22 protein-coding genes and 1 tRNA gene are annotated in these 20,557 nt (G+C 65.4%); 14 read left to right on the top strand and 9 right to left on the bottom strand.

Translation table 11 applies throughout. The features are described 5' to 3' along the window. Positions 1-244 precede the first annotated feature (244 nt). Positions 245-808: a serine O-acetyltransferase gene (cysE, locus tag AC5FRV_RS16585; protein WP_493562201.1), complete on the top strand. Its 564-nt coding sequence runs from the start codon at positions 245-247 to the stop codon at positions 806-808. 44 nt (positions 809-852) lie between these two features. Here the strand turns inward: cysE and AC5FRV_RS16580 are convergent, their stop codons facing one another. Further along, on the bottom strand, positions 853-2,208 hold the full coding sequence (locus AC5FRV_RS16580) for an ATP-grasp domain-containing protein (RefSeq protein ID WP_493562200.1): 1,356 nt from the start codon (positions 2,206-2,208) through the stop codon (positions 853-855). Between the two features lie 92 nt (positions 2,209-2,300). On the opposite strand from AC5FRV_RS16580, the gene AC5FRV_RS16575 reads away from it, so the two are divergent. The 5 genes from AC5FRV_RS16575 (at position 2,301) to AC5FRV_RS16555 (ending at position 7,028) form a co-directional block, all read left to right on the top strand. Further along, positions 2,301-3,320 carry a succinylglutamate desuccinylase/aspartoacylase family protein gene (locus tag AC5FRV_RS16575; protein WP_493562199.1) on the top strand — a complete coding sequence of 340 codons (1,020 nt, stop codon included), beginning with the start codon at positions 2,301-2,303 and terminating at the stop codon, positions 3,318-3,320. 207 nt (positions 3,321-3,527) lie between these two features. After that, positions 3,528-3,926 carry a succinate dehydrogenase, cytochrome b556 subunit gene (sdhC, locus tag AC5FRV_RS16570; protein WP_493562198.1) on the top strand — a complete coding sequence of 133 codons (399 nt, stop codon included), beginning with the start codon at positions 3,528-3,530 and terminating at the stop codon, positions 3,924-3,926. Continuing rightward, on the top strand, positions 3,927-4,292 hold the full coding sequence (locus AC5FRV_RS16565; RefSeq protein WP_493562197.1) for a succinate dehydrogenase hydrophobic membrane anchor subunit: 366 nt from the start codon (positions 3,927-3,929) through the stop codon (positions 4,290-4,292). A gap of 3 nt (positions 4,293-4,295) precedes the next feature. After that, complete coding sequence (locus tag AC5FRV_RS16560; RefSeq protein ID WP_493562196.1) at positions 4,296-5,198, top strand: succinate dehydrogenase/fumarate reductase iron-sulfur subunit; 903 nt, start codon at positions 4,296-4,298, stop codon at positions 5,196-5,198. Positions 5,199-5,201: 3 nt separating this feature from the next. Continuing rightward, entirely contained in the window at positions 5,202-7,028 is a 1,827-nt protein-coding gene (locus tag AC5FRV_RS16555) for an FAD-binding protein (protein WP_493562195.1), read from the top strand. A gap of 619 nt (positions 7,029-7,647) precedes the next feature. Here the strand turns inward: AC5FRV_RS16555 and AC5FRV_RS16550 are convergent. Continuing rightward, a tRNA-Leu gene (locus tag AC5FRV_RS16550) sits at positions 7,648-7,732 on the bottom strand. A 184-nt stretch (positions 7,733-7,916) separates the two neighbouring features. Then, entirely contained in the window at positions 7,917-8,315 is a 399-nt protein-coding gene (locus AC5FRV_RS16545; protein WP_493562194.1) for a hypothetical protein, read from the bottom strand. Between the two features lie 600 nt (positions 8,316-8,915). Between AC5FRV_RS16545 and AC5FRV_RS16540 the strand changes: the two genes are divergently transcribed. From AC5FRV_RS16540 to AC5FRV_RS16530, 3 genes are all read left to right on the top strand, one after another. Beyond that, complete coding sequence (locus AC5FRV_RS16540; RefSeq protein WP_493562193.1) at positions 8,916-9,452, top strand: helix-turn-helix domain-containing protein; 537 nt, start codon at positions 8,916-8,918, stop codon at positions 9,450-9,452. 126 nt (positions 9,453-9,578) lie between these two features. After that, positions 9,579-10,709: an acyl-CoA dehydrogenase family protein gene (locus tag AC5FRV_RS16535; RefSeq protein WP_493562192.1), complete on the top strand. Its 1,131-nt coding sequence runs from the start codon at positions 9,579-9,581 to the stop codon at positions 10,707-10,709. 86 nt (positions 10,710-10,795) lie between these two features. Further along, complete coding sequence (locus AC5FRV_RS16530; protein WP_493562191.1) at positions 10,796-11,329, top strand: HAD family hydrolase; 534 nt, start codon at positions 10,796-10,798, stop codon at positions 11,327-11,329. A 37-nt stretch (positions 11,330-11,366) separates the two neighbouring features. Here the strand turns inward: AC5FRV_RS16530 and AC5FRV_RS16525 are convergent, their stop codons facing one another. Next, positions 11,367-11,600 carry a DUF5822 domain-containing protein gene (locus AC5FRV_RS16525; RefSeq protein ID WP_493562190.1) on the bottom strand — a complete coding sequence of 78 codons (234 nt, stop codon included), beginning with the start codon at positions 11,598-11,600 and terminating at the stop codon, positions 11,367-11,369. Between the two features lie 110 nt (positions 11,601-11,710). Between AC5FRV_RS16525 and panB the strand changes: the two genes are divergently transcribed. Next, positions 11,711-12,517: a 3-methyl-2-oxobutanoate hydroxymethyltransferase gene (panB, locus tag AC5FRV_RS16520; protein ID WP_493562189.1), complete on the top strand. Its 807-nt coding sequence runs from the start codon at positions 11,711-11,713 to the stop codon at positions 12,515-12,517. A 92-nt stretch (positions 12,518-12,609) separates the two neighbouring features. On the opposite strand, the gene AC5FRV_RS16515 is transcribed toward panB, so the two are convergent. Then, on the bottom strand, positions 12,610-13,401 hold the full coding sequence (locus tag AC5FRV_RS16515) for an alpha/beta fold hydrolase (RefSeq protein WP_493562188.1): 792 nt from the start codon (positions 13,399-13,401) through the stop codon (positions 12,610-12,612). A gap of 149 nt (positions 13,402-13,550) precedes the next feature. On the opposite strand from AC5FRV_RS16515, the gene AC5FRV_RS16510 reads away from it, so the two are divergent. Together AC5FRV_RS16510 and AC5FRV_RS16505 are read left to right on the top strand one after the other, a co-directional pair. Beyond that, entirely contained in the window at positions 13,551-13,802 is a 252-nt protein-coding gene (locus AC5FRV_RS16510) for a DUF7127 family protein (protein WP_493562187.1), read from the top strand. Further along, positions 13,802-16,078 (top strand): CDC48 family AAA ATPase, encoded by a 2,277-nt coding sequence (locus AC5FRV_RS16505; RefSeq protein WP_493562186.1) that lies wholly within the window; start codon positions 13,802-13,804, stop codon positions 16,076-16,078. The genes AC5FRV_RS16510 and AC5FRV_RS16505 overlap by 1 nt, the downstream gene beginning before the upstream one ends. 174 nt (positions 16,079-16,252) lie before the next feature. Here the strand turns inward: AC5FRV_RS16505 and AC5FRV_RS16500 are convergent, their stop codons facing one another. Next, positions 16,253-16,966, bottom strand: a complete 714-nt coding sequence (locus tag AC5FRV_RS16500) for a class I SAM-dependent methyltransferase (RefSeq protein WP_493562185.1) — start codon at positions 16,964-16,966, stop codon at positions 16,253-16,255. A gap of 394 nt (positions 16,967-17,360) precedes the next feature. Beyond that, positions 17,361-17,816 carry a thioredoxin-dependent thiol peroxidase gene (gene bcp / locus AC5FRV_RS16495; RefSeq protein ID WP_493562184.1) on the bottom strand — a complete coding sequence of 152 codons (456 nt, stop codon included), beginning with the start codon at positions 17,814-17,816 and terminating at the stop codon, positions 17,361-17,363. An 82-nt stretch (positions 17,817-17,898) separates the two neighbouring features. Between bcp and AC5FRV_RS16490 the strand changes: the two genes are divergently transcribed. After that, a complete protein-coding gene (locus AC5FRV_RS16490) occupies positions 17,899-18,459 on the top strand; it encodes a DUF420 domain-containing protein (RefSeq protein ID WP_493562183.1) in 561 nt (186 codons plus the stop codon). A 39-nt stretch (positions 18,460-18,498) separates the two neighbouring features. Then, positions 18,499-18,831 carry a hypothetical protein gene (locus tag AC5FRV_RS16485; RefSeq protein ID WP_493562182.1) on the top strand — a complete coding sequence of 111 codons (333 nt, stop codon included), beginning with the start codon at positions 18,499-18,501 and terminating at the stop codon, positions 18,829-18,831. Here AC5FRV_RS16485 and AC5FRV_RS16480 read toward each other — a convergent pair. Together AC5FRV_RS16480 and purF are read right to left on the bottom strand one after the other, a co-directional pair. Continuing rightward, positions 18,828-19,025, bottom strand: a complete 198-nt coding sequence (locus AC5FRV_RS16480; protein ID WP_493562181.1) for a XapX domain-containing protein — start codon at positions 19,023-19,025, stop codon at positions 18,828-18,830. The two genes, AC5FRV_RS16485 and AC5FRV_RS16480, sit on opposite strands and share 4 nt — an antisense overlap. A gap of 85 nt (positions 19,026-19,110) precedes the next feature. Beyond that, a complete protein-coding gene (gene purF, locus AC5FRV_RS16475) occupies positions 19,111-20,553 on the bottom strand; it encodes an amidophosphoribosyltransferase (RefSeq protein ID WP_493562180.1) in 1,443 nt (480 codons plus the stop codon). Positions 20,554-20,557: the final 4 nt, after the last annotated feature.

The following is a 20,557-nucleotide window of genomic DNA, read 5'->3' as shown; positions in this document are numbered from 1 at the left end:
GGGGGCCGAGGCAGGAAACTCTCTCGGTCCGACCGACGCGGGTCACATCGGCTGCATTTATGGTTGTCCGGCCGTGAGTTTCGAGCATGACACACGGGCGCGCGCCCCCGTCCGAACGCATCGCCGCGCAGCCAGCCGACGCTCCGTCGGCGACCTGTTGTCGGTAAGCGTCTGCTTCTCTCCGTCCGTATCGCGCTCCGTTACCACTCGCTCACGACTGTCGATCCACTCCACACACCAACCGATGCTCGACCGACTCAAAGCGGACGTTCGCACCGCCAAGGCAAACGACCCGGCCGCGACGGGGACCCTCGCAGTCCTCCTGACCTACCCCGGCCTCCACGCTGTCTGGCTCCACTGGCTCGCACACGCCGCGTGGGGGCGCGGTTTCACGCTCACCGCTCGACTGATCGCCCACTTCGCACGGTTCGCCACCGGCGTCGAGATTCACCCCGGCGCGACGCTGGGTGACCGGGTGTTCATCGACCACGGGATGGGCACCGTCATCGGCGAGACGAGCGTCGTCGGCGACGACGTCCAGCTGTACCACGGCGTCACGCTCGGCGGCAAGTCCTCGAAACCCGAGAAGCGACACCCGACGGTCTGTGACGGCGTCACGCTGGGCGCGGACTCGACGCTCATCGGCGACATCACCGTCGGCACGGAAGCGACCGTCGGTGCGGGAGCGGTCGTCGTCGACGACGTCGCACCCGGGACGACCGTCGTCGGCGTCCCGGCGGAACCGGTCGACGAACCGGACGAACGACTGGACGGCGAGGTCTCCTGTGACGACGTCATCGCGGCCTGAACGACAGGCGGCCGCCTCTGACCTGACTGCCAGCTGGAGGGGCCCTACTCCAGCGCTTCTTCTTCCTCTTCGGACTCGGGGACGCTCTCCTCGTCCGCGCGGCGAGTCACGTCGACCTGGTAATGCTTGAGGATGTCCCGTCCGAGCAGGAGCGGGTAGTCCATGTGGTCGCGGTCCTCGATGCTGGCGGTGACGGTGTGCTGGGTGCCGCCGACGCCGACGACGATGTCGACGACGGGACGCGACCGTCCGCTCTTTGAACTCCCTGACTTCACGCGGACGATGTCCTTGATCGGACCCGTCCCGATGCCGGCAGCCAGTTCCGTGTCGATGCTGGTCCGCGTCGCGCCGGTGTCGGACTTGGCGAGCACCGTCTCTGAGCCACGGGTCCCCGAGACGATGACCTCCTCGATGTAGCCGACGGAGACGTTCTCCGACTTCTGGACCTTGTCCTTCGCGGGCATGCTCGACGGCCGCGAGTCGTCGAGGTGCTGGGAGATGCGCCGGACGTCCTCGTCGTCGACCTCACCGCCGGCGCGCTCGATGGCGAGCTTGGCGATGTAGGGCGCGGGGCTGATGCCAGTCGCTTCGAAGAATCCCTTGAATCCCGCGGTCGGGTTCACTTCCAGGACGTAGTAGCCGTCCTCGCCCTCGACGACGTCGACGCCGGCGTAGTCGAGGCCGACGACCTCGGCCGACTGCCTGGCGATCTCGGCCACCTCGCTCGGAAGCTGTTCGCTCATGTCCTCGACGGCGCCGCCGAGGGCGACGTTCGTCCGCCAGTCGCCTTCCGGCGCGTAGCGGTTCATCGCGCCGATGACCTGGCCGTCGACGACGTAGACGCGCAGGTCGTGGTGCTGGGTCTCGTCGCGGTCGATGAACTTCTGCAGGAAGGCGTGTCGTTGCCCGACCTGCGGGTTCAGCGGTTCGTCGAGGTCGACCATCCACGTCCCGCCGCCGTGGGTTCCGATGGCGGTCTTGTAGACGGCGCTCTCGCCGAACCGCTCGCGCCCGGCGTTGAGCCGGTCGCCCGAGAGCGCGAGCAGCGCGTCCGGCACCTGGACGTCCGCCTCGATGAGTGCGGCCGCCGTCGCGAACTTGTGCAGCGCCGTCGCGACGGCTCGCGGGGGATTCAGCATGGGCTGGAGCCGTTCCAGTGTCAGTGCGAGGCCCAGGCCTTCGATGGGCTGTTCGTCGTTCGACAGCAGCATTCGGTTGGCGATGACGTCCACGTCCGGTTCCAGCGCGGCGCTCCCGTCGGTGACGTCGACGGCGGTGTTCTCGGTGCGGAGCCACTCCGTGTCGTAGCCCAGGTCCTCGGCCGCGTTGAGGATGGCCTTCGTCTCCTTGCTGTTGTGGAGGCTCAAAACACCGACAGTGATGTCGTCAGAAGCGCTCATACCGTGAATACCAGCGGGCACCTGAAATTGGTGACGGTCGAACCGCGCCGTCGTGTCCCACAGGTTAATGTCCTCCACGTCCTGGTTGCGCTATGAGCGAGGCCGACCCGTTCACCTACGACGGTGGCCGGGTGGACCCGGGCGAGACGCAGAACGTCCGGTACACGATAAGCGAGACGTACATGGGGGACCCGGTGCGGATGCCGGTCACCATCGTCAACGGCGAGCAGCCGGGCCCGACGATGTTCCTCTCGGCGGCCGCCCACGGCGACGAGCTCAACGGCGTCGAGGTCGTTCGCGAGGTGGCCCACGAGTGGGACCACGCGGGACTCAACGGCACGCTCGTCTGCCTGCCCGTGCTGAACGTCCCCGGGTTCATCGCCCAGCAGCGCTACCTGCCCATCTACGACCGCGACCTGAACCGGTCGTTCCCGGGCCACGAGACGTCGACGAGCGCCAGGCGGATGGCTTACCGCATCTTCCACAACTTCGTCGAGCCCTGTGACATCGGTCTGGACTTCCACACCTCCACGCGCGGCCGAACGAACATGATCCACGTCCGCGCGGACATGGACGACACGGACGTCTCGCGCCTGGCCAACTCGTTCGCCTCGAACGTCATCATCTCCTCCTCGGGACCGTCGGGAACCCTGCGCCGCGAAGCCTCGGACCAGGACGTTCCGACCATCACCGTCGAGATGGGGGAGGCTCACCGGTTCCAGCGCGATCTCATCGACCGCGCGCTCGACGGCGTCCGTTCGGTCATGGCCGAGTACGGGCTCGATCCGACTGAGTCGGTCCACTGGCCCGGCTGGCGGACGGTCGTCGACGGCCAGGACGAGAAGACGTGGATCCGCGCTGACGTCGGTGGGCTCGTCGAGATGCACCACGCGCGCGGCGCGTTCGTCCCGGAAGGTGACGCCATCTGTACGATCACGAACCCCTTCAAGACGGAGACGACGACCGTCGAGGCGCCGTTCCCGGGCCTCCTGGTCGGGAGTCTCGAGAACCCCCTCGTCTACCCCGGGAACCCGATCTGTCACCTCGTGGAACTCGACGATCGGACGCAGCGGGCGCTCGCGCGCAACGGCGGCGTGAGCGACGGGGACTGATAGTGGTGGTCGTACGCCCTCATCGGCGTTCAACGTGCCCGATCACGTCGATCGCCGGTGAAAAGTTACAACCGGCACGACGAGGCACGAGGGGCCGACACGATCGCCAGAAATATCGTTCGAGAGACACTAGTTCGTCTCCCTCGTCCGATAACTCACGCCCCTTTAAGGAAACTTCTATTTATCACCGCTCCAACCCCCAACTGTATGAGCCACTCGTACGACCGCGGCTTTATCGAGGACTTCGGGCGGTGGCGTGAGTTCTCGGCCGGGATGTGGGCGTGGATCTTCCACAAGTTCACCGGCTGGGTACTCATCGGCTACCTCTTTACGCACATCGCGGTCCTGAGTACCGCGACCGCCAGCGATCCGGCGGTGTACACCGACACGTTGCAGGGACTGGAGGCGCTCGTGATCGTCCGGTTCCTGGAAGTGGGCCTGCTCGCCGTCGCGGTGTTCCACATCCTCAACGGCGTGCGCCTCCTGTTCGTCGACCTCGGCGTCGGCCTGGAGGCCCAGGACCGCAGCTTCTACGCGTCGCTGGTCCTGACCGGCGCCATCACCGTCGCGAGCGTGCCCACGTTCGTCGGGGGGGTGCTCGCGTAGATGGCAGAGCACTACTCCTCGTTCCAGCGCGGCGGCACGCGCTGGCTGCTCCAGCGAGTCACCGCCGTCTTCCTCATCGGCGTCCTCGCGTTCCACTTCTTCCTGTTGCACTTCGTGAACCACGCCTCCGAGATCACGTTCGCGGGCACCGCAGTGCGCATGAGCCAGGTCGGCTACTTCGCGACGATGTGGCTGTTCCTGGTCACCGCGACGTTCCACGGCGTCAACGGCGTCTACAACGCACTGATCAACCAGGGGCTGGAGGGGACCCGGAAGAACGCAGTCAAGTGGCTGCTCGTCCTAGCGAGCCTGCTACTGGTCGCCCAGGGGACCCGCGTCGCTATCGCCATGACGAATCTCGTCTAAACAATGAGCACGCAAACAGAACCCGAATCCGAGACAGAGATCGAAGAGTCAGAGGCCGCCGCGACGGAGACGGAGTCGGCCGTCGAGTCGCCCGGCGACCGCCGCCGCCGCGAGAAAGGCGAGCGAGCCGTCGAGGAGGAAGCCAAGCGGAAGGAGGCCGAAGAGACGCTCGACGAGGAGGACACCGTCCAGATCAAGGTGTTCCGCTACGACCCCGAGGTCGAGGGCAAACAGGAGCCCCGCTTCGACGACTTCCACGTCCCCTTCTTCAAGGGGATGACCGTCCTCGACGCGCTCATCTACGCGCGTGACACCTACGACTCCTCGCTCACGTTCCGCCACTCCTGTCGCCAGGCTGTCTGTGGCTCCGACGCCCTGTTCATCAACGGCAGCCAGCGGCTCGCCTGCCAGACCCAGATCGCCGACCTCGATTCGGAAACCGTCCGCGTCGAACCGCTCCCTCACCAGGACGTCGTCAAGGACCTGGTCGTCGACATGGAGCACTTCTACGACCAGATGGACTCGGTCGAGCCGTACTTCGACGCCGACGAGCTCCCCGACGGTGACGAGACCCAGCGCCAGACGCCCGAGAACCGGGAGAAGGTCAAGATGTCGACCCGTTGTATCTGGTGTGGCGCCTGCATGTCCTCCTGCAACATCGCCGCGGACGACAACCAGTACCTCGGCCCGGCCGCGATCAACATGGCCTACCGCTTCGCCATGGACGAGCGCGAGGGCGAGATCCGCAAGGAGGACCGAATCAAGATCATCGAGCAGGAACACGGCGTCTGGCGCTGCCAGACACAGTTCTCCTGTACCGAGGTCTGCCCGAAAGACATCCCGCTCACCGAGCACATTCAGGAGCTCAAGCGGGAGGCCGTCAAGAGCAACCTGAAGTTCTGGTAACCAATGTACGAACACGACGTCATCGTGGTCGGCGCCGGCGGCGCCGGCCTCCGTGCGGCGATCGCAGCTCACGAGGAAGGCGCCGACGTCGCCCTCGTGACGAAGCTCCACCCGGTCCGCAGCCACACAGGCGCGGCCGAGGGTGGTATCAACGCGGCCCTCCACGAGGAGGACTCCTGGGAACTCCACGCCTACGACACCATGAAGGGGTCGGACTACCTCGCGGACGCCCCGGCGGTCGACACCTTCGCCCAGGACGCCCCCGAAGAGGTCATCAACCTCGAACACTGGGGGATGCCCTTCTCCCGCGAGGAGGACGGCACCGTCTCCCAGCGCCCGTTCGGCGGTCTCTCCTTCGCGCGGACGACCTACGCCGGCGCCGAGACCGGCCACCACATGCTGCACACGATGTACCAGCAGGTCGTCAAGCGCGGCATCGAGGTGTACGACGAGTGGTACGTCACCAACCTCGCCGTCACCGACCACGACGACCCCGAGGACCGGGAGTGCCACGGCGTCGTCGCCTACGAGATCGCCACCGGCGAGATCGAGGGCTTCCGCGCCAACGACGGCGTCATCCTCGCCACCGGCGGTCCTGGCCAGGCCTTCGACCACACGACGAACGCCATCGCCAACACCGGCGACGGCGCTGCGATGGCCTACCGCGCGGGCGTCCCGATGGAGGACATGGAGATGATCCAGTTCCACCCCACGACGCTGCCGAGCACGGGCGTCCTCATCTCTGAGGGGGTCCGCGGCGAGGGCGGTATTCTCTACAACGACGAGGGCGAGCGCCTGATGTTCGAGTACGGCTACGCCAACAACGCCGGCGAACTCGCCTCGCGCGACGTCGTCGCTCGCGCCGAGTTGACGGAGGTCAACGAGGGCCGCGGCATCGAGGACGAGTACGTCGACCTCGACATGCGCCACCTCGGCGAGGAACGCATCGTCGACCGCCTGGAGAACATCCTCCACCTCGCGGAGGACTTCGAGGGCGTCGACGGCCTCGAGGAGCCGATGCCGGTCAAGCCCGGCCAGCACTACGCCATGGGCGGCGTCGAGTGCGACGAGAACGGCGAGACCTGTATCGACGGCCTCTACGCCGCCGGCGAAACCGCCTGCGTCTCGCTCCACGGCGCGAACCGCCTGGGCGGGAACGCCCTGCCGGAACTGCTCGTCTTCGGCGCCCGCGCCGGCCACCACGCCGCCGGCAAGGACATGAAGGACGCGGAGATTCAGACCGGGTACTCCGCCAAGAGCGAGGACGGCGACGTCGAACCGCCGGTCGAACCCGGCGCGGTCGGTGCGAGCGGCGAGGACGCCGCCGCCGACGGGGCCGTGGTTGACGCCGACGAGGTTCTCGAACACACCATCGAGCGCGAGCGCGAGCGCGTCGAGGCCCTGATGGAGGGCGACGGGCTCAACCACGCCGAGGTCCGCTCCGAGGTCCAGAAGTCGATGACGGCCACCGTGAACGTCTTCCGCGAGGAAGAGGGGATCAAGGAAGCTCTGCGCGACATTCGCCGCGCGCGCGAACGGTACCAGGACGTCTCCGTCTCCGACCCCTCCCGCACGTACAATACCGACCTGATCCACACCATCGAGACGCGTAACGTTCTCGACGTCGCCGAGGCCATCGCCCTGGGCGCGCTCGCCCGACGCGAGTTCCGCGGCGCCCACTGGCGCGCGGAGTACCAGGAGCGCCGCGACGAGGACTGGATCAAGCACACGATGCTCGCCTGGAACGACGGGACCCCCGAACTGTACTACAAGCCCGTCCTCCTGGAGAGCCAGTGGAAGGAGTACGAGCCGAAGGAACGCTCCTACTGAGCCGTCGTCCTCGACTTTTCTCACCGCTCGCTGTCGCTTCCCGGAGAGCACTCGCTGGCTCATCCGTGCTCGCACACTTCCGTTCGCCGACCACCGCTGGCGCTATCGAGTTACGAAAGTAGGAAAGGTGGGTGGGTGGGTGGGTGGGGTGGCACCGGGATGGTGCCTATCGAAAAATGATGGCTGCACGATTAAAATCGTTGTGGCCGATTATCGGATATGGTTGAATAGATGGAGCGGCGGTCCGTTCGAGAACGTAGTCAAGGGCTAGTAGGGGCCAGATATGTGGGCCCCCTCTCTAATTATCATTGGCGATTCTCTGGGGCAGCGTGCATTCGCACGATTCGCCACGCTGGCGGCCCGGTTCGTGACGCCGTTCGCAATCGCTGGCGCGATTGCTCACCGGACGAAGACGGTCGGCCTCACTGTGTTCGGCCGCTGCGACTTCCAGGGTTCGCAATCGCTGGCGCGATTGCTCACCGGCGGCCCCCTCCGGGACAGCACCCTCGAACGAGGGTCTCGCCAGTACGTCGTTTGCTTCGGTAGGAATTGTGCGTGGGTGCTGATCCCGGGTAGGGACAACACCTGCATCGTTCTCGGCGGGTGTGCCGCCGTGCGATGCGTGGGACCGGATTTGAACCGGCGGACCCCTACGGGACAGCGCCCTCAACGCTGCGCCGTTGGCCTGGCTTGGCTACCCACGCTCGCTGTCTCTCTGCATTCGATGATATCCGACGGTTGGATAAAAGCGCTTTCGTTTGGTCTTAGTGTGACCCTATGTGACACCGTTGCTGCCCCTGGTTCGTGTAATTGAAAGAAATAGATCGGTGGGTGATTCCTACGATCGCGATATATGCAATGAATGATTCTGAGAGAAGATATACGTGATTATGTAGAATTTGAATCTGACCGAAATCGAGTGAAGTACTGTTGAACGGTGGATTCTTCAACTCCCATCTGATTAGATATATGCGATTTTGGGAATTCGTGAACAGAATAGAGATAAGCCGCAATCCCGGGGTTACCTAATACAGCTACCTCAGTAGGAATTAAATGCCTTTGATCACACATATCGACACCATCCGTTTGATGTTGTAACTCTGCCCAAAGTCGGGCTTGTTGCCGATTTGTGGTGCGTAGATATTTTGAAAATTCGTAGTCCTTACCTCCTGGGATCTGAACTAGATAACTTGGAGTCTCAATTACTCCCCATTCTCTTTCAATCGTCTCGCAGACGACCTCTATCCCATCTTCATACTCAGTATCCGTTACAAACGTGTCTGTCATAGTTGATAGGTGAATTATATAAGCTTATACGTTTTGTGTGATCACGTCCGCTACGTTTTTGGCCTCCCCATCCATCATTCGTTAATGTAGTCACGTCGGGACAACCACCGAACCCACAATGGTTCTCGACGGGGCTACACGAAGAGTCATAACTATGACCAATGACCAAACCGCTCCCCACAAGAAGAACAAGCGGGAGCCCCGATCTGAGGACAACTATCTCCTTAGGGACCTGAAAGCAGTAAAGTTGGTCCTCAAGGTGATGGTCCTAACCGCACAGCTACTCAAGTTGATGTAACATTTGGTGGTGTTCCGACTTACTCAGTCGGGACAACCACCGAACCCATCTTTAGCTAATCCGCTAAGGAACTTAATTCTGTGGGGTAGCAACCCACGACCATATAAAGAAAATGGGAATATGGGGATTATTTGCCCACGCCGGGGAATTGGTTGACTCATCCACCTGCTAATTTTGGATAAATAGTTTGTGTAACAACTTACGTATGCTATCTTTCTTTTCGTCTGTTTTTTAGCGTGCGGTTCGTTCGCACCCGCTCGTGAAGCGCGTGTTTCAAATAGACACGGGACCCAAAGCGGCCCATGGCCAAGTACTCCACCGGTAGTGGCGGTGGGAGCGAGAGCGACAGTTGCGAGCTCTGCGGCGCGGACGGCGTCGATCTCCAGACGGGGACCGTCGCCGGCGCGACCCTGCAGCTCTGTTCGGACTGCGTCACGCACGGCGACGACGCCCAGTCGCGCCGTTCGGGCGGCGGAAGCGGCGGACAGTCCGGTGACGGACAGCCCGGTGGCGGGAGCGAGTCAGACCGCCGCCGGCGCGCCGCACGCAACGCCGCGCGGATGCGCGACGCCCAGCAGGCCGACAGCTCCCACTGGGAGGACGGCGCGGACTACGACGACGACCAGCTCCCGTACCTCGTCAGGGACTACGGCGAGCGCGTGACCGAGGCGCGCCAGGACGCGGGCCTCCAGACCCAGGAGCTGGCCGCGGAGATCGACGTCGACGAGTCGGAACTGCTCGCCGTCGAACAGGGGCGCGCGACCAAAGCCGGCGTCGGCGGGTCGGTCATCGGTGCCCTCGAGAAGCGACTCGACGTCCAGCTCGCCGAAGATACCTGATAGTGTCGGTTGTAACTTGTCACCGGCATTCGACGTGACCGACCCCGTCGAACGGCGGTACGGGCTTACAACCGATACTATGCTACCGGGGCACACACCTTTTGCGGAGGCCGTCGTAGACCGGCTATGGATCTGTCGCCCGAACAGGCGGCGATACGCGAGACCGTCCGCGACGTCGCCGTCGAGGAGATTCGCCCGACGGCTGCCGAGTGCGACCGCGAGGAGCGATTCCCCGAGGACGTCTGGGACGCGCTCGCGGACCTCGACCTGACCGGCCTGACGGTGCCCGAGGCCTACGGCGGGTTCGACGCCGACCGGCGGACGTACGCGCTCGTCAACGAGGAAGTCGCCTACGGCTCGCTAGCCGTCGCGACGGCGCTGTCTGTCCACAGCCTGGCCACCTCCTGCATCGCCGAATTCGGCGACGAGAACCTGCGCGAGGAGTGGCTCCCGGAGATGGTCGACGGCCGCCCGGTCGGTGCGTTCGCGCTCTCCGAACCCGGTGCGGGGTCGAACCCGCGGGAGATGAGCACCGTCGCGCGACGCGACGGGGACGAGTACGTCCTCGACGGCGAGAAGCAGTGGATCACCAACGGGGAGCGTTCGGGCGTGCTGGTCGTCTTCGCCAGGACGGACTCCGACGACCCCGATTCGATAACGCAGTTTCTCGTCCCGAAGGAGACCGACGGACTCTCGGTGGGCGAGCCGGAGGACAAACTCGGCCTGCGCGCGAGTGACACGACGAGCCTGACCTTCGACGGCGTCCGGATTCCCGAACGCTACCGGCTGACCGACGAGGGCGAGGGGCTGGCCGCGGCGCTCTCCATCCTCACGGGCGGCCGCGTCGGCATCGCTGCGCAGTCCGTCGGGCTCTCGCAGGCGGCCCTGGACGAGGCTGCGGAGTACGCACAGGAGCGCGAGCAGTTCGACGGACCGATCGCCGATATCCAGTCTATTCGGCACAAACTCGCCGATATGTGGACGACGATTCGTGCCGCGAGGCTGCTCACCTGGGACGCCGCACGGGCGATGGACGCCGGAGAGAACGCCCGTGCCGTCGCGAGTATGGCGAAGGTCTTCGCGACGGAGGGCGCGATGGACGTCACCAACGAGGCCGTCCAGATCCACGGGGGGTACGGCTACGTCTCCGAGTTCCCCGTCGAGCGGTTCTACCGCGACGCGAAGGTGACGACCATCTACGAGGGAACCACGCAGATCCAGAAGAACGTGATCGCCAGGGAGGTACTGGGCGGCTGAGCGGTCGACGCGGCTCCGCGGGTCGTGCGAGGGGAGACGCTGCGCTGACCGACGCTCATTTGACGTATCGTCGCATAGATGCTCGCGTGACAGCAGCCGACTACGACGCCGTCGTCTACGACCTGGACGGGACGCTCGTGCGCCTCGACGTCGACTGGGACGCGGTGGCCCGGGACGTCGACGCGGCGCTGGCCGACCACGATATCGACACCGACGGGCACGACCTCTGGGACGTGCTCGAACGCTCCGTCGAGACCGGTCACCGTGACATCGTCGAGGAGGCCATCGCGGCCCACGAACGCGACGGCGCGGAGACGGCGTCGATACTGGCGCTCGCCGAGGACCTGCCCCACGAGGTGCCCGTCGGCGTCGTCTCACTCAACTGCGAGGACGCCTGCCGGCGCGCGCTCGACGTCCACGACCTGGCCGACCACGTCGACGTGGTGGTCGGTCGCGACACCGTCGGGACGTTCAAGCCCGACCCCGAACCGCTGCTGGCCGCGATCGAGGAACTCAGCGCCGACCCCTCGCGAGCGCTGTTCGTCGGCGACTCGGAGAGCGACAGGACGACGGCGGAGCGGGCCGGGACGGACTTCCAGTGGGTCCGGGACCGGGTGTAACGGTCCGACTCCGAGAACGGCGTGGCGGACAGCCGGGTCAGTCGTGGTACTTCTTCGCGTAGCCGAAGGCGCTTATCGCTGTCAGGAACCAGACGACGCCACCGACGCGGATGGCGAACTCGGCGCGGGCCCCCCAGGTCGGCAACTCCGTTCCGAGCGAGAGCACGGCGACCAGCGGCGCACCGACCAGTATCGTCACGACGAACGTGACCTGCATCACCCACCCGAAGTCGACGCCCTCGGGGTCGGTCCGCTCTACCTGCTCGGGCATACCGCCACTCTCGCCGTTCGCGCGGTAATCAGTTACGGATGGCGGCGGAGCGGCCCGTCCGCCACGCTTCCATGACAGTGTTTAACCAGTCGCCCGCCCGAGACGGGGGTATGCGGGCCAAAGACATCCGGGCAAAGGCCGGCGAGGAGCCGGTGACGATGCTCACAGCCTACGACGCGCCCACCGCGAGAATCGTGGACGAGGCCGGGACGGACGTCGTCCTGGTCGGCGACTCGATGGGGAACCTCCGCCTGGGCCACGACTCGACGCTGCCGGTCACCGTCGACGAGATGGCCAGCGCGACCGCTGCGGTCGCCCGAGTCGTGGAGGACGCCTTCGTCCTGGCGGACATGCCCTTCCTCTCGTTCGGCGCGGACGAGGCCACCGCCATCGAGAACTGCGGCCGGATGGTCAAGGAGGCCGGTGCGGACGGCGTGAAGCTGGAGTGTGGCCCTCACACGGTCGATCTGACGCGGAAGCTGACGCAACTCGGAATTCCCGTCCAGGCCCACCTCGGCCTGACGCCCCAGCACGAGAACGAGACCGGTCTCTTCCGGCAGGGGACGGACGAGGAGACCGCCCAGGAGATCGTCGACCTCGCGCGCGAGCACGAGGACGCGGGCGCGTTCTCGCTCGTCCTCGAACACGTCCCGGCCAACCTCGGCGCCGCCGTGACGGAAGCCATCGACATCCCGACCATCGGTATCGGCGCGGGACCGGACTGCGACGGACAGGTGCTGACCGTGGACGAGGTGATCGGACTCACAGAGGGCGCCGCGCCGTTCTCGAAGCAGTTCGGCGACGTCCGCGGCGAGATGGAACGCGCCGTCGACGGTTACCTCGACGCCGTCGAGAGCGGGGAGTTTCCCGCCGAGGAGCACAGCTACGTCGAAGACGAACTAGACGATATCTACTGATAGGGACCGTTGTAATTCGGTTACGGTCAGTGTCCTGTTGTCGGGTCCTGTACGTCTGAGACGTTTCTCTTTCGTGGGTATGCTGGCGATAGTTACAACGGTCCCTCTGATTCGAGAAACGCGGCGACCCTCTCGGTGAACGTCTCGGGCTGCTCGACCATCGCCAGGTGAGCCGCGTCTGGGACGGTCTCGAACTGCCCGTTCCACACGTTATCGGCCAGATATTCGTGGTACTCCGGCGGGGTTAGCTGGTCGTACTCGCCGCAGACGGCGAGCGCCGGGACGCCGATTTCGTCCAGTCTGTCGCGGACGTCGAACGCGTGGCACGTCAGGAAGTCGCGACGAGTAATCCGCTGACCGACGTCGCGCATTTCGGCCTTCGACCGCTCCACGGTCTCCGCGTCCGCGTCGTGAAACAATCTGTCGTCCCGGTGGAGGAAGTCGACGGCTCCCTCGAAGTCCGTTGCGAGCAACTCCCGGAGATGCTCGTGGACGGCGAGCCTGGCGCCCGTTCCAGCGAGAACGAGTGCCGACGGGGAAATCGCGTCGTCGAGGACGGCCTGGAGGACGACTGCGCCGCCCAGCGAGTTCCCGACGAGGACGTCGGCGTCGGTCTCTCTGGCGACCGCCGTGACGTCCGCCACGTACGCTGTGAGCGTCTCCTTGCCGGGGTCGGTGTCGACGTCCACACTTGCGCCGTGGCCGCTCAGGTCGACTGCAACGGCCGGGTGGCGAGGTCCGCCGGGGCCGTACTGGTGTGCCCACGCGCGATGCGTCGCGCCGCTCCCGTGGACGTAGAGGATCGAAGCGTCACCGGCGGATTCGCCGGCGCCGCTCGTCCGGCGAAATGCCGTGGTCCGACCGTCGTGGGCGACGGTGTCCATACCTGTCGTTCGAAAGCAGTACTGATAAGCGCCGGGCGGCCGAACGGTTCGGTGTGAACCGCTTTCAGTCACTTCTTCTCTGATGCCGCCAACGGGGGACCTACCTGGGCGATAAGTTTATATATCTTCGACGTTTACTATTGGTTAGTATGAATGGAAACCAGCAGCTCGACGACGACGCGCCGGTGCGCCGATTCGAGTACGACGACGGCACGAGAGTACTCGCGGCAGACCTGGGCGTCGCCGGCGACGCGTCCGTCGACGTCGTCGACGGGACGGCCATCGTCGTCTCCGGATCCGACCAGTACGACCTGGCGCTCCCTGCAGGCGACGCGCAAGCGTTTATCAAAAACGGGGTCCTCACTGTCGAAGTGACGAGCGACTCCGAGGAGGCCCACTAATGAAACTCACTGTCAAACCACTCAAGCAGAAGGACGCCGGTCGTGGGCTCGCCGCCATCGACCGGAGCGCGATGACCGAGATGGATCTGGAGAACGGTGACTACATCGTCATCGAGCGCGGCGAGAACCGCGTCGTCGCCCGCGTCTGGCCCGGCTACCCCGAGGATGAGGGCCGGGGCGTCGTCCGCATCGACGGTCAGCTCCGCCAGGAAGCCAACGTCGGCATCGACGACCGCGTCAACGTTGAGAAGGCGGACGTCCAGGTCGCCAAGGCCGTCACGGTCGCCTTGCCCCAGAACCTCCGCGTCCGGGGTAACGTCGGCCCGATGATCCGCAACAACCTCAGCGGCCAGGCCGTCACCCAGGGACAGACCGTCCCCGTGAGCTTCGGCCTCGGCCCGCTGTCGAGCATGAGCGGTCAGAAGATTCCCCTCAAGATCGCCGAGACCGAACCCGAAGGGACGGTCATCGTGACGGACCAGACCGACATCGAGGTCTCCGAGCAGCCCGCCGAGCAGATCAGCGGCGGCGCCGGCCGCGGCGGCGACGGTGGCCGCGAGACGCCAGACGTCGCCTACGAGGACATCGGTGGCCTCGACGACGAGCTCGAACAGGTCCGCGAGATGATCGAGCTCCCGATGCGTCACCCCGAGCTGTTCCAGCAGCTCGGCATCGAGCCGCCGAAGGGCGTGCTCCTTCACGGCCCGCCGGGGACCGGCAAGACGCTGATGGCCAAGGCCGTCGCCAACGAGATCGACGCGTACTTCACGACCATCAGCGGCCCGGAGATCATGTCGAAGTACTACGGGGAGTCCGAGGAACAGCTCCGTGAGGTCTTCGAGGAGGCCGAGGAGAACGCCCCCGCCATCGTCTTCATCGACGAGATCGACTCCATCGCGCCCAAGCGCGGCGAGACCCAGGGCGACGTGGAACGACGCGTCGTCGCACAGCTGCTCTCGCTGATGGACGGTCTCGAAGAGCGCGGCCAGGTCATCGTCATCGGCGCGACCAACCGCGTCGACGCCATCGATCCGGCGCTGCGCCGCGGTGGCCGCTTCGACCGCGAGATCGAGATCGGCGTCCCGGACAAGGAGGGCCGCAAGGAAGTCCTGCAGGTCCACACCCGCGGGATGCCCCTGGCCGAGGGGATCGACCTCGACGCGTACGCCGAGAGCACGCACGGCTTCGTCGGCGCCGACCTCGAACAGCTGACGAAAGAGAGCGCGATGAACGCGCTCCGCCGCATCAGGCCCGAACTCGACCTCGAATCGGACGAGATCGACGCCGAGGTGCTGGAACGGCTGGAGGTCAGCGAGGACGACTTCAAGGACGCGATGAAGGGCATCTCGCCCTCGGCGCTCCGCGAGGTGTTCGTCGAGGTCCCGGACGTCTCCTGGGAGGACGTCGGTGGCCTGGACGACACCAAGGAACGGCTCCGCGAGACCATCCAGTGGCCTCTCGAGTACCCCGACGTGTTCGAGGCGATGGACCTCAACGCCGCCAAGGGCGTCCTCCTGTACGGCCCGCCGGGGACCGGGAAGACCCTGCTCGCCAAGGCCGTCGCCAACGAGGCCCAGTCGAACTTCATCTCCGTGAAGGGGCCCGAACTGCTGAACAAGTTCGTCGGCGAGTCCGAGAAGGGCGTCCGCGAGGTCTTCGAGAAGGCCCGCGAGAACGCCCCGACCGTGATCTTCTTCGACGAGATCGACTCCATCGCCGCGGAACGCGGCTCCGGCGGCGGCGACTCGCAGGTCGGCGAACGCGTCGTCTCGCAGCTCCTGACGGAGCTCGACGGCCTCGAGGAGATGCAGGACGTCGTCGTGGTCGCGACGACCAACCGACCCGACCTCATCGACTCGGCGCTCATCCGCCCCGGTCGCCTGGACCGCCACGTCCACGTGCCGGTGCCGGACGAGGCGGCCCGCAGGGCAATCTTCCAGGTCCACACCCGGAACAAGCCCCTGGCCGACGGCGTCGACCTCGACCAGCTCGCCCGCCGCACCGAGGGCTACGTCGGCGCGGACATCGAGGCCGTCACCCGCGAGGCCTCCATGGCCGCGACCCGCGAGTTCGTCAACAGCGTCGACCCCGAGGAGATCGGCGACTCGGTCTCGAACGTCCGCATCACGATGGACCACTTCGAGCACGCCCTCGACGAGGTCGGCCCCAGCGTCGACGAGGAGGTCCGCGAGCGCTACGAGGAGATCGAGAAGCGCTTCGACCACAACGAGGCCGGCATCGGGGACGAGGAGACGGTCGGCCGGACGTTCCAGTAGTACCTTTTTACTTCGGGGGGTGTCCTCGCGACGCTCCGCGCCGCTGCGGGCACCCCCGCTCGCAAAAATCTACGCTAAAAACGACCTTCTCGCTCGGCTTCGCCTCGCGAGAAGCGAAACGGCTCGCTTCGCTCGCCGTATGCTTATTTCACCACATCCGGGATACCTCCGCCGCTATCGCTTTTCCAGTGCCGCCCGGTAACTGACCGGATCGAACGGCCGTCGTACCTCGCGAACTTTCCAGCCGGTCGCGTTCGCAGCCTCGCGCAATTTGTCGGGACCGAACAACCGGAAGTAGAGCGCCTCGTCCACCTCGTCCTCGTATTCGAACCACTGGACGCGGTGTGCCAGGCCCTGTGCCGGGTCATCCCTGAAACCGAGCAGGTCTTCGATGCCGTCGGCGCCGGGGTCGTAGCTGTGGAGGACGGCGGTCGCGTCTGGCGTCGTCACGTGGGAGAGGTCGGCGAGGAACGATCGGAGTCCCTGCATCGAACCTGCGAGGCACATCTGGGTCCCGATGGCCAGCGCGGACTGGAACCGTCCTGCCTCGAACTGCTCGCGGAGTTCGAACATGCTTCCACGTCGTGCGTCCTCGACGCCGCGGTCTTCCATCGTCTCGACGAGGTGGTCGCTGACTTCGATGGCCACCGTCTCGAAGCGGTCCTGGAAGTAGAGCGCGTCCCGGCCGGCGCCGGCACCCAGGTCCAGCAGTGGCCCGTCCAGCACCGATGCGAGCCAGGCGCCGTAGTCGCTCTCGGCGGCGAACTCGCCGAAGTAGAACGACTCGACGGGATGTTCGAGGATCTGCTCACCGTCGCGCTGCACCAGCGGCTCGTTCTGCTCGTCCCGGTGCCAGTCTCGAATCGCGCGGCCGAAGGCGTCCGGCATGGCTAGACGGTCGGGCCGGTGGTTGGTGTGCGTTATTGTGACGAGGTACCGATACCCAAAGACGCGAGCCGATGGCGAGTCCTTCAATTGTTCTAGGCGTATTCAGCCGTTCCCCATCGGCTTATCGCCGTTTAGGGAAGAACATATATACTGGCGTATCGTGCTAACAAGTATCATGCCAGAATGCGACGACTGCGGTGCCACCGTATCGGAGGTATGGCGCCACAGCGAACGATCCGAGTCGATGACGCACCGAACGATCAGCTGGACCTGTCGTGACTGTAACCCCGACGTCGACAGACCGATAGCACCGCTCACCGGCGCTACCGTCGGTTCACACGGTAGCAACGGCCGCCAGCCGTCGGACTGAGAGTTCGAGAGAACCGCGGACCGTTCAGTCCAGGTCCGCGAGGAGCTCCTCGGCGTGGCCCTCCGGGTCGACGTCCTCGTAGACGTGCGTTATCGTCCCATCCGTCCCGGCGACGTACGTGTTCCGGAAGACGCCGTCGAAGGTGTCGCCGAACATGTTCTTCTCGCCGTAGCTGTCGTAGGCGCTGGCCACCTCGCCGTCTTCGTCGGAGAGCAGCGGGAAGGACAGGTCGTACTCCTCGGCGAACGCCGCCAGATCGGCGACCGGGTCGTCGCTGATGCCCAGGACTGCGACGTCTCGGTCCTGAAACTCCTCCAGGGTGTCGCGGAAGCCGGCGGCTTCGGTCGTACAGCCGGGCGTGTCAGCGCGCGGGTAGAAGTAGAGGACGACGCGCTGGTCGGCGTAATCCGAGAGGGCGACGGGCTCACCCTCCTGGTCGTTCAGTTCGAACTCGGGAGCGGCATCGCCAGTGTCGAGCATGGTGTCCGTCGGGACGCGCGCGACAAAACGCTGGTCATCCCGAGAAGGAAACCGGCTTGTCTCCCGACGGCCAGGGGCAACTATGGAGATGCAGGTCCGCGACCGAATCCCGTCGCTGACTGCCCTACTTACGATCGTGTCGCTCGCTCTCGTCGTCGGTGCCGTCCGGGGCTACGTCCCGGCCGCGGTCCTTCCCCGCGCACCCGACGTCGTCCTCGACGCGATTCCGACGGTCAACGCTGTCGTCAGCGCACTCGCGATCGTCGTCGTCCTGTCGGGGCTTCGCGCGGTCCGACGGGGAAACGTCGACCGCCACCGGCGCCTGATGCTCACCGGATTCGGCCTCTTCCTGGCCTTCCTGGTACTCTACCTCTATCGCGTCTCGTTGCTCGGTCCGACACACTTCGCGGGGCCTGCGTGGGTCGAGACCTACCTCTACCTCCCGATCCTCGTCGTCCACATGGGCCTCGCGATCGTCTGCCTGCCCCTGCTGTACTACGTCCTGTTGCTCGCCTACAGTTATCCCGTCGCCGAACTCCCTGCGACGAACCACCCCCGCGTCGGGCGCGTCGCGGCCGTCCTCTGGCTCGTCTCCTTCGCGCTGGGCATCGTGGTCTACCTGCTGCTGTACGTGGTCTACTGAGTCAAAACGCTCATTGCGGTCGATACTGACTCCGTTCGCATGGCTGGTACCGTCGTCCTCGTGACCGTCGCCGTGAGCCTCGTCTTCTTCGGTGGTCTCACCGCTGGCCTCGTCGCGGTGTTCCGCTCGCTCGAACGGGACCGGTATCCCACGACCGGTCGACGGAAACTCGTGCGAAGTTCGTTCGGATTCGGCGCCGTGGCGTCCCTCTCCGCGCTCGTCGCGCTGGCGACGACGTTCACGCTCGATATCAGGACTGTCTTCGGATTCGACGCGATGCTGGCCGGCGTCGGTGCAGTAATCGTCGCCGCCGTCCCGCTCACGCTCGGCCTCGTGCTCGCTCTCGACGCGGAGAAATTCGACTGGTACTAGACGAGGTCGTTCAGCATTCCCAGCAGGTCGACGCCGACGTCGGCCCACTCCACGAGTTTGTACCCCAGGTAGATGCCGACGATCCCGAGGATACCGGCGAGGTTCGGCGGCGCCGGGATCGGGATCTGGAGCGTTCGGAACAGTGCGCCGGCGACCAGACCGGTCAGGAGCGCCAGCACGAGTTCGAGGTTCATGTGATCGAAGGGACGGGGACGGGCCACTCAAAATTTCGCACTGTCTGGCGCGTCCCACCCGTCGAACGTGTTGGACCGGGACTCACTAGTCGTCGGCGCTGACTTCACCGCCGCCGATGACTGGCCGCTGGACGTCCCGATCCGTCTCCTCGCCCTCGATCTCGTACGGATACTCGCCCGTGACGCAACCGAGACAGAGGTCCGACTCGCTCGTCTCCAGGGCGCCGGCGACGGCGTCGATGGAGAGGTACGACAGCGAATCGGCACCGATCTCCTCGCATATCTCGTCGACCTCTTTCTCGGCACCGATCAGTTCCTCGCGGGTCGCCATGTCGATGCCCATGTAACAGGGCGCCAGGATCTTCGGCGCGCCGATGCGGACGTGGACGGCTTCGGCCCCAGCGTCCCTGAGCAGTTCGACGAGCTGGTTCGAGGTGGTGCCGCGGACGATGGAGTCGTCGATGATGGTGACCGTGCGCCCCTCGATGGTGGACTTGATCGGGTTGAGTTTCAGCCGGACGGCCCGCTCGCGCTCGTCCTGGGTCGGCATGATGAACGTCCGGCCGACGTACCGGTTCTTCATCAGCCCCTCGGCGAACTCGATGTCTCTGCCGGCGTCCTGGGCCGCCTCGGCGTAGCCGGACGCGAACGCGCGTCCGGAGTCGGGCACGGGCAGGACGACGTCGGAGTCGATGCCCGATTCCTCCCAGAGCGACCGGCCCAGCTCCCGCCGGACGTCGTACACCAGCTTCTCGTCGATGGTGGAGTCCGGCCGCGCGAAGTAGACGTGTTCGAAGAAGCAGTGGGCCGTGTTCTCCTGCTCGATGAGCTGGTAGGTGTCGTAGCCCGACCCGTCGTCGTGGAGGACGACGAGTTCGCCCGGTCGGACGTCCCGGACGAGTTCACCGTCGAGGGTGTCGATGGCGGCGGACTCGGAGGCGAGCACGTAGCCGTCCTCCAGTTCGCCGATACAGAGCGGGCGATTGCCCTCGGGGTCGCGCACGCCCATTACCGTCTCGTCGTGCATGATGGTCAGCGAGTACGAGCCGTGTATCCGGGACATCGTCCGCTTGACCGCACGGACGAGGTCGGCCTCTAGGAGGTTGCGCGCCAGGTCGTGGGCGATGACCTCCGTGTCGCCGTCGCTGGTGAAGGCGTGGCCCAGCTCCGCGAGTTCCTCGCGAATCTCGCCGGCGTTGACGAGGTTCCCGTTGTGCGAGAGCCCGAGCGACCCGGACTTGAACGAGACGGAGAAGGGCTGGGCACACGAGGAGTCGACGCTCCCGGCGGTGGGATAGCGGACGTGACCGATGCCGTTTGCGCCGTTCAGCGACTCCAGGTCGTCGGGGTCGAACGCGTCGCCGACGAGCCCCATCTCCACGTGGTCGTGTTGCTGGAACCCGTCGTGGGTGATGATGCCCGCCGACTCCTGGCCGCGGTGCTGGAGGGCGTACAGAGAGTAGTAGAGAGGTCGGGCGGCGTCTCGGTCGTCAAGTGCGATGCCGACGACGCCGCACTTTTCGTGCATAGTG

The organism is Halomicrobium sp. HArcel3 (assembly GCF_058933135.1).
The sequence above is the reverse complement of the archived record's forward strand: the minus strand, read 5'-3'. Positions and strand labels throughout refer to the sequence as shown.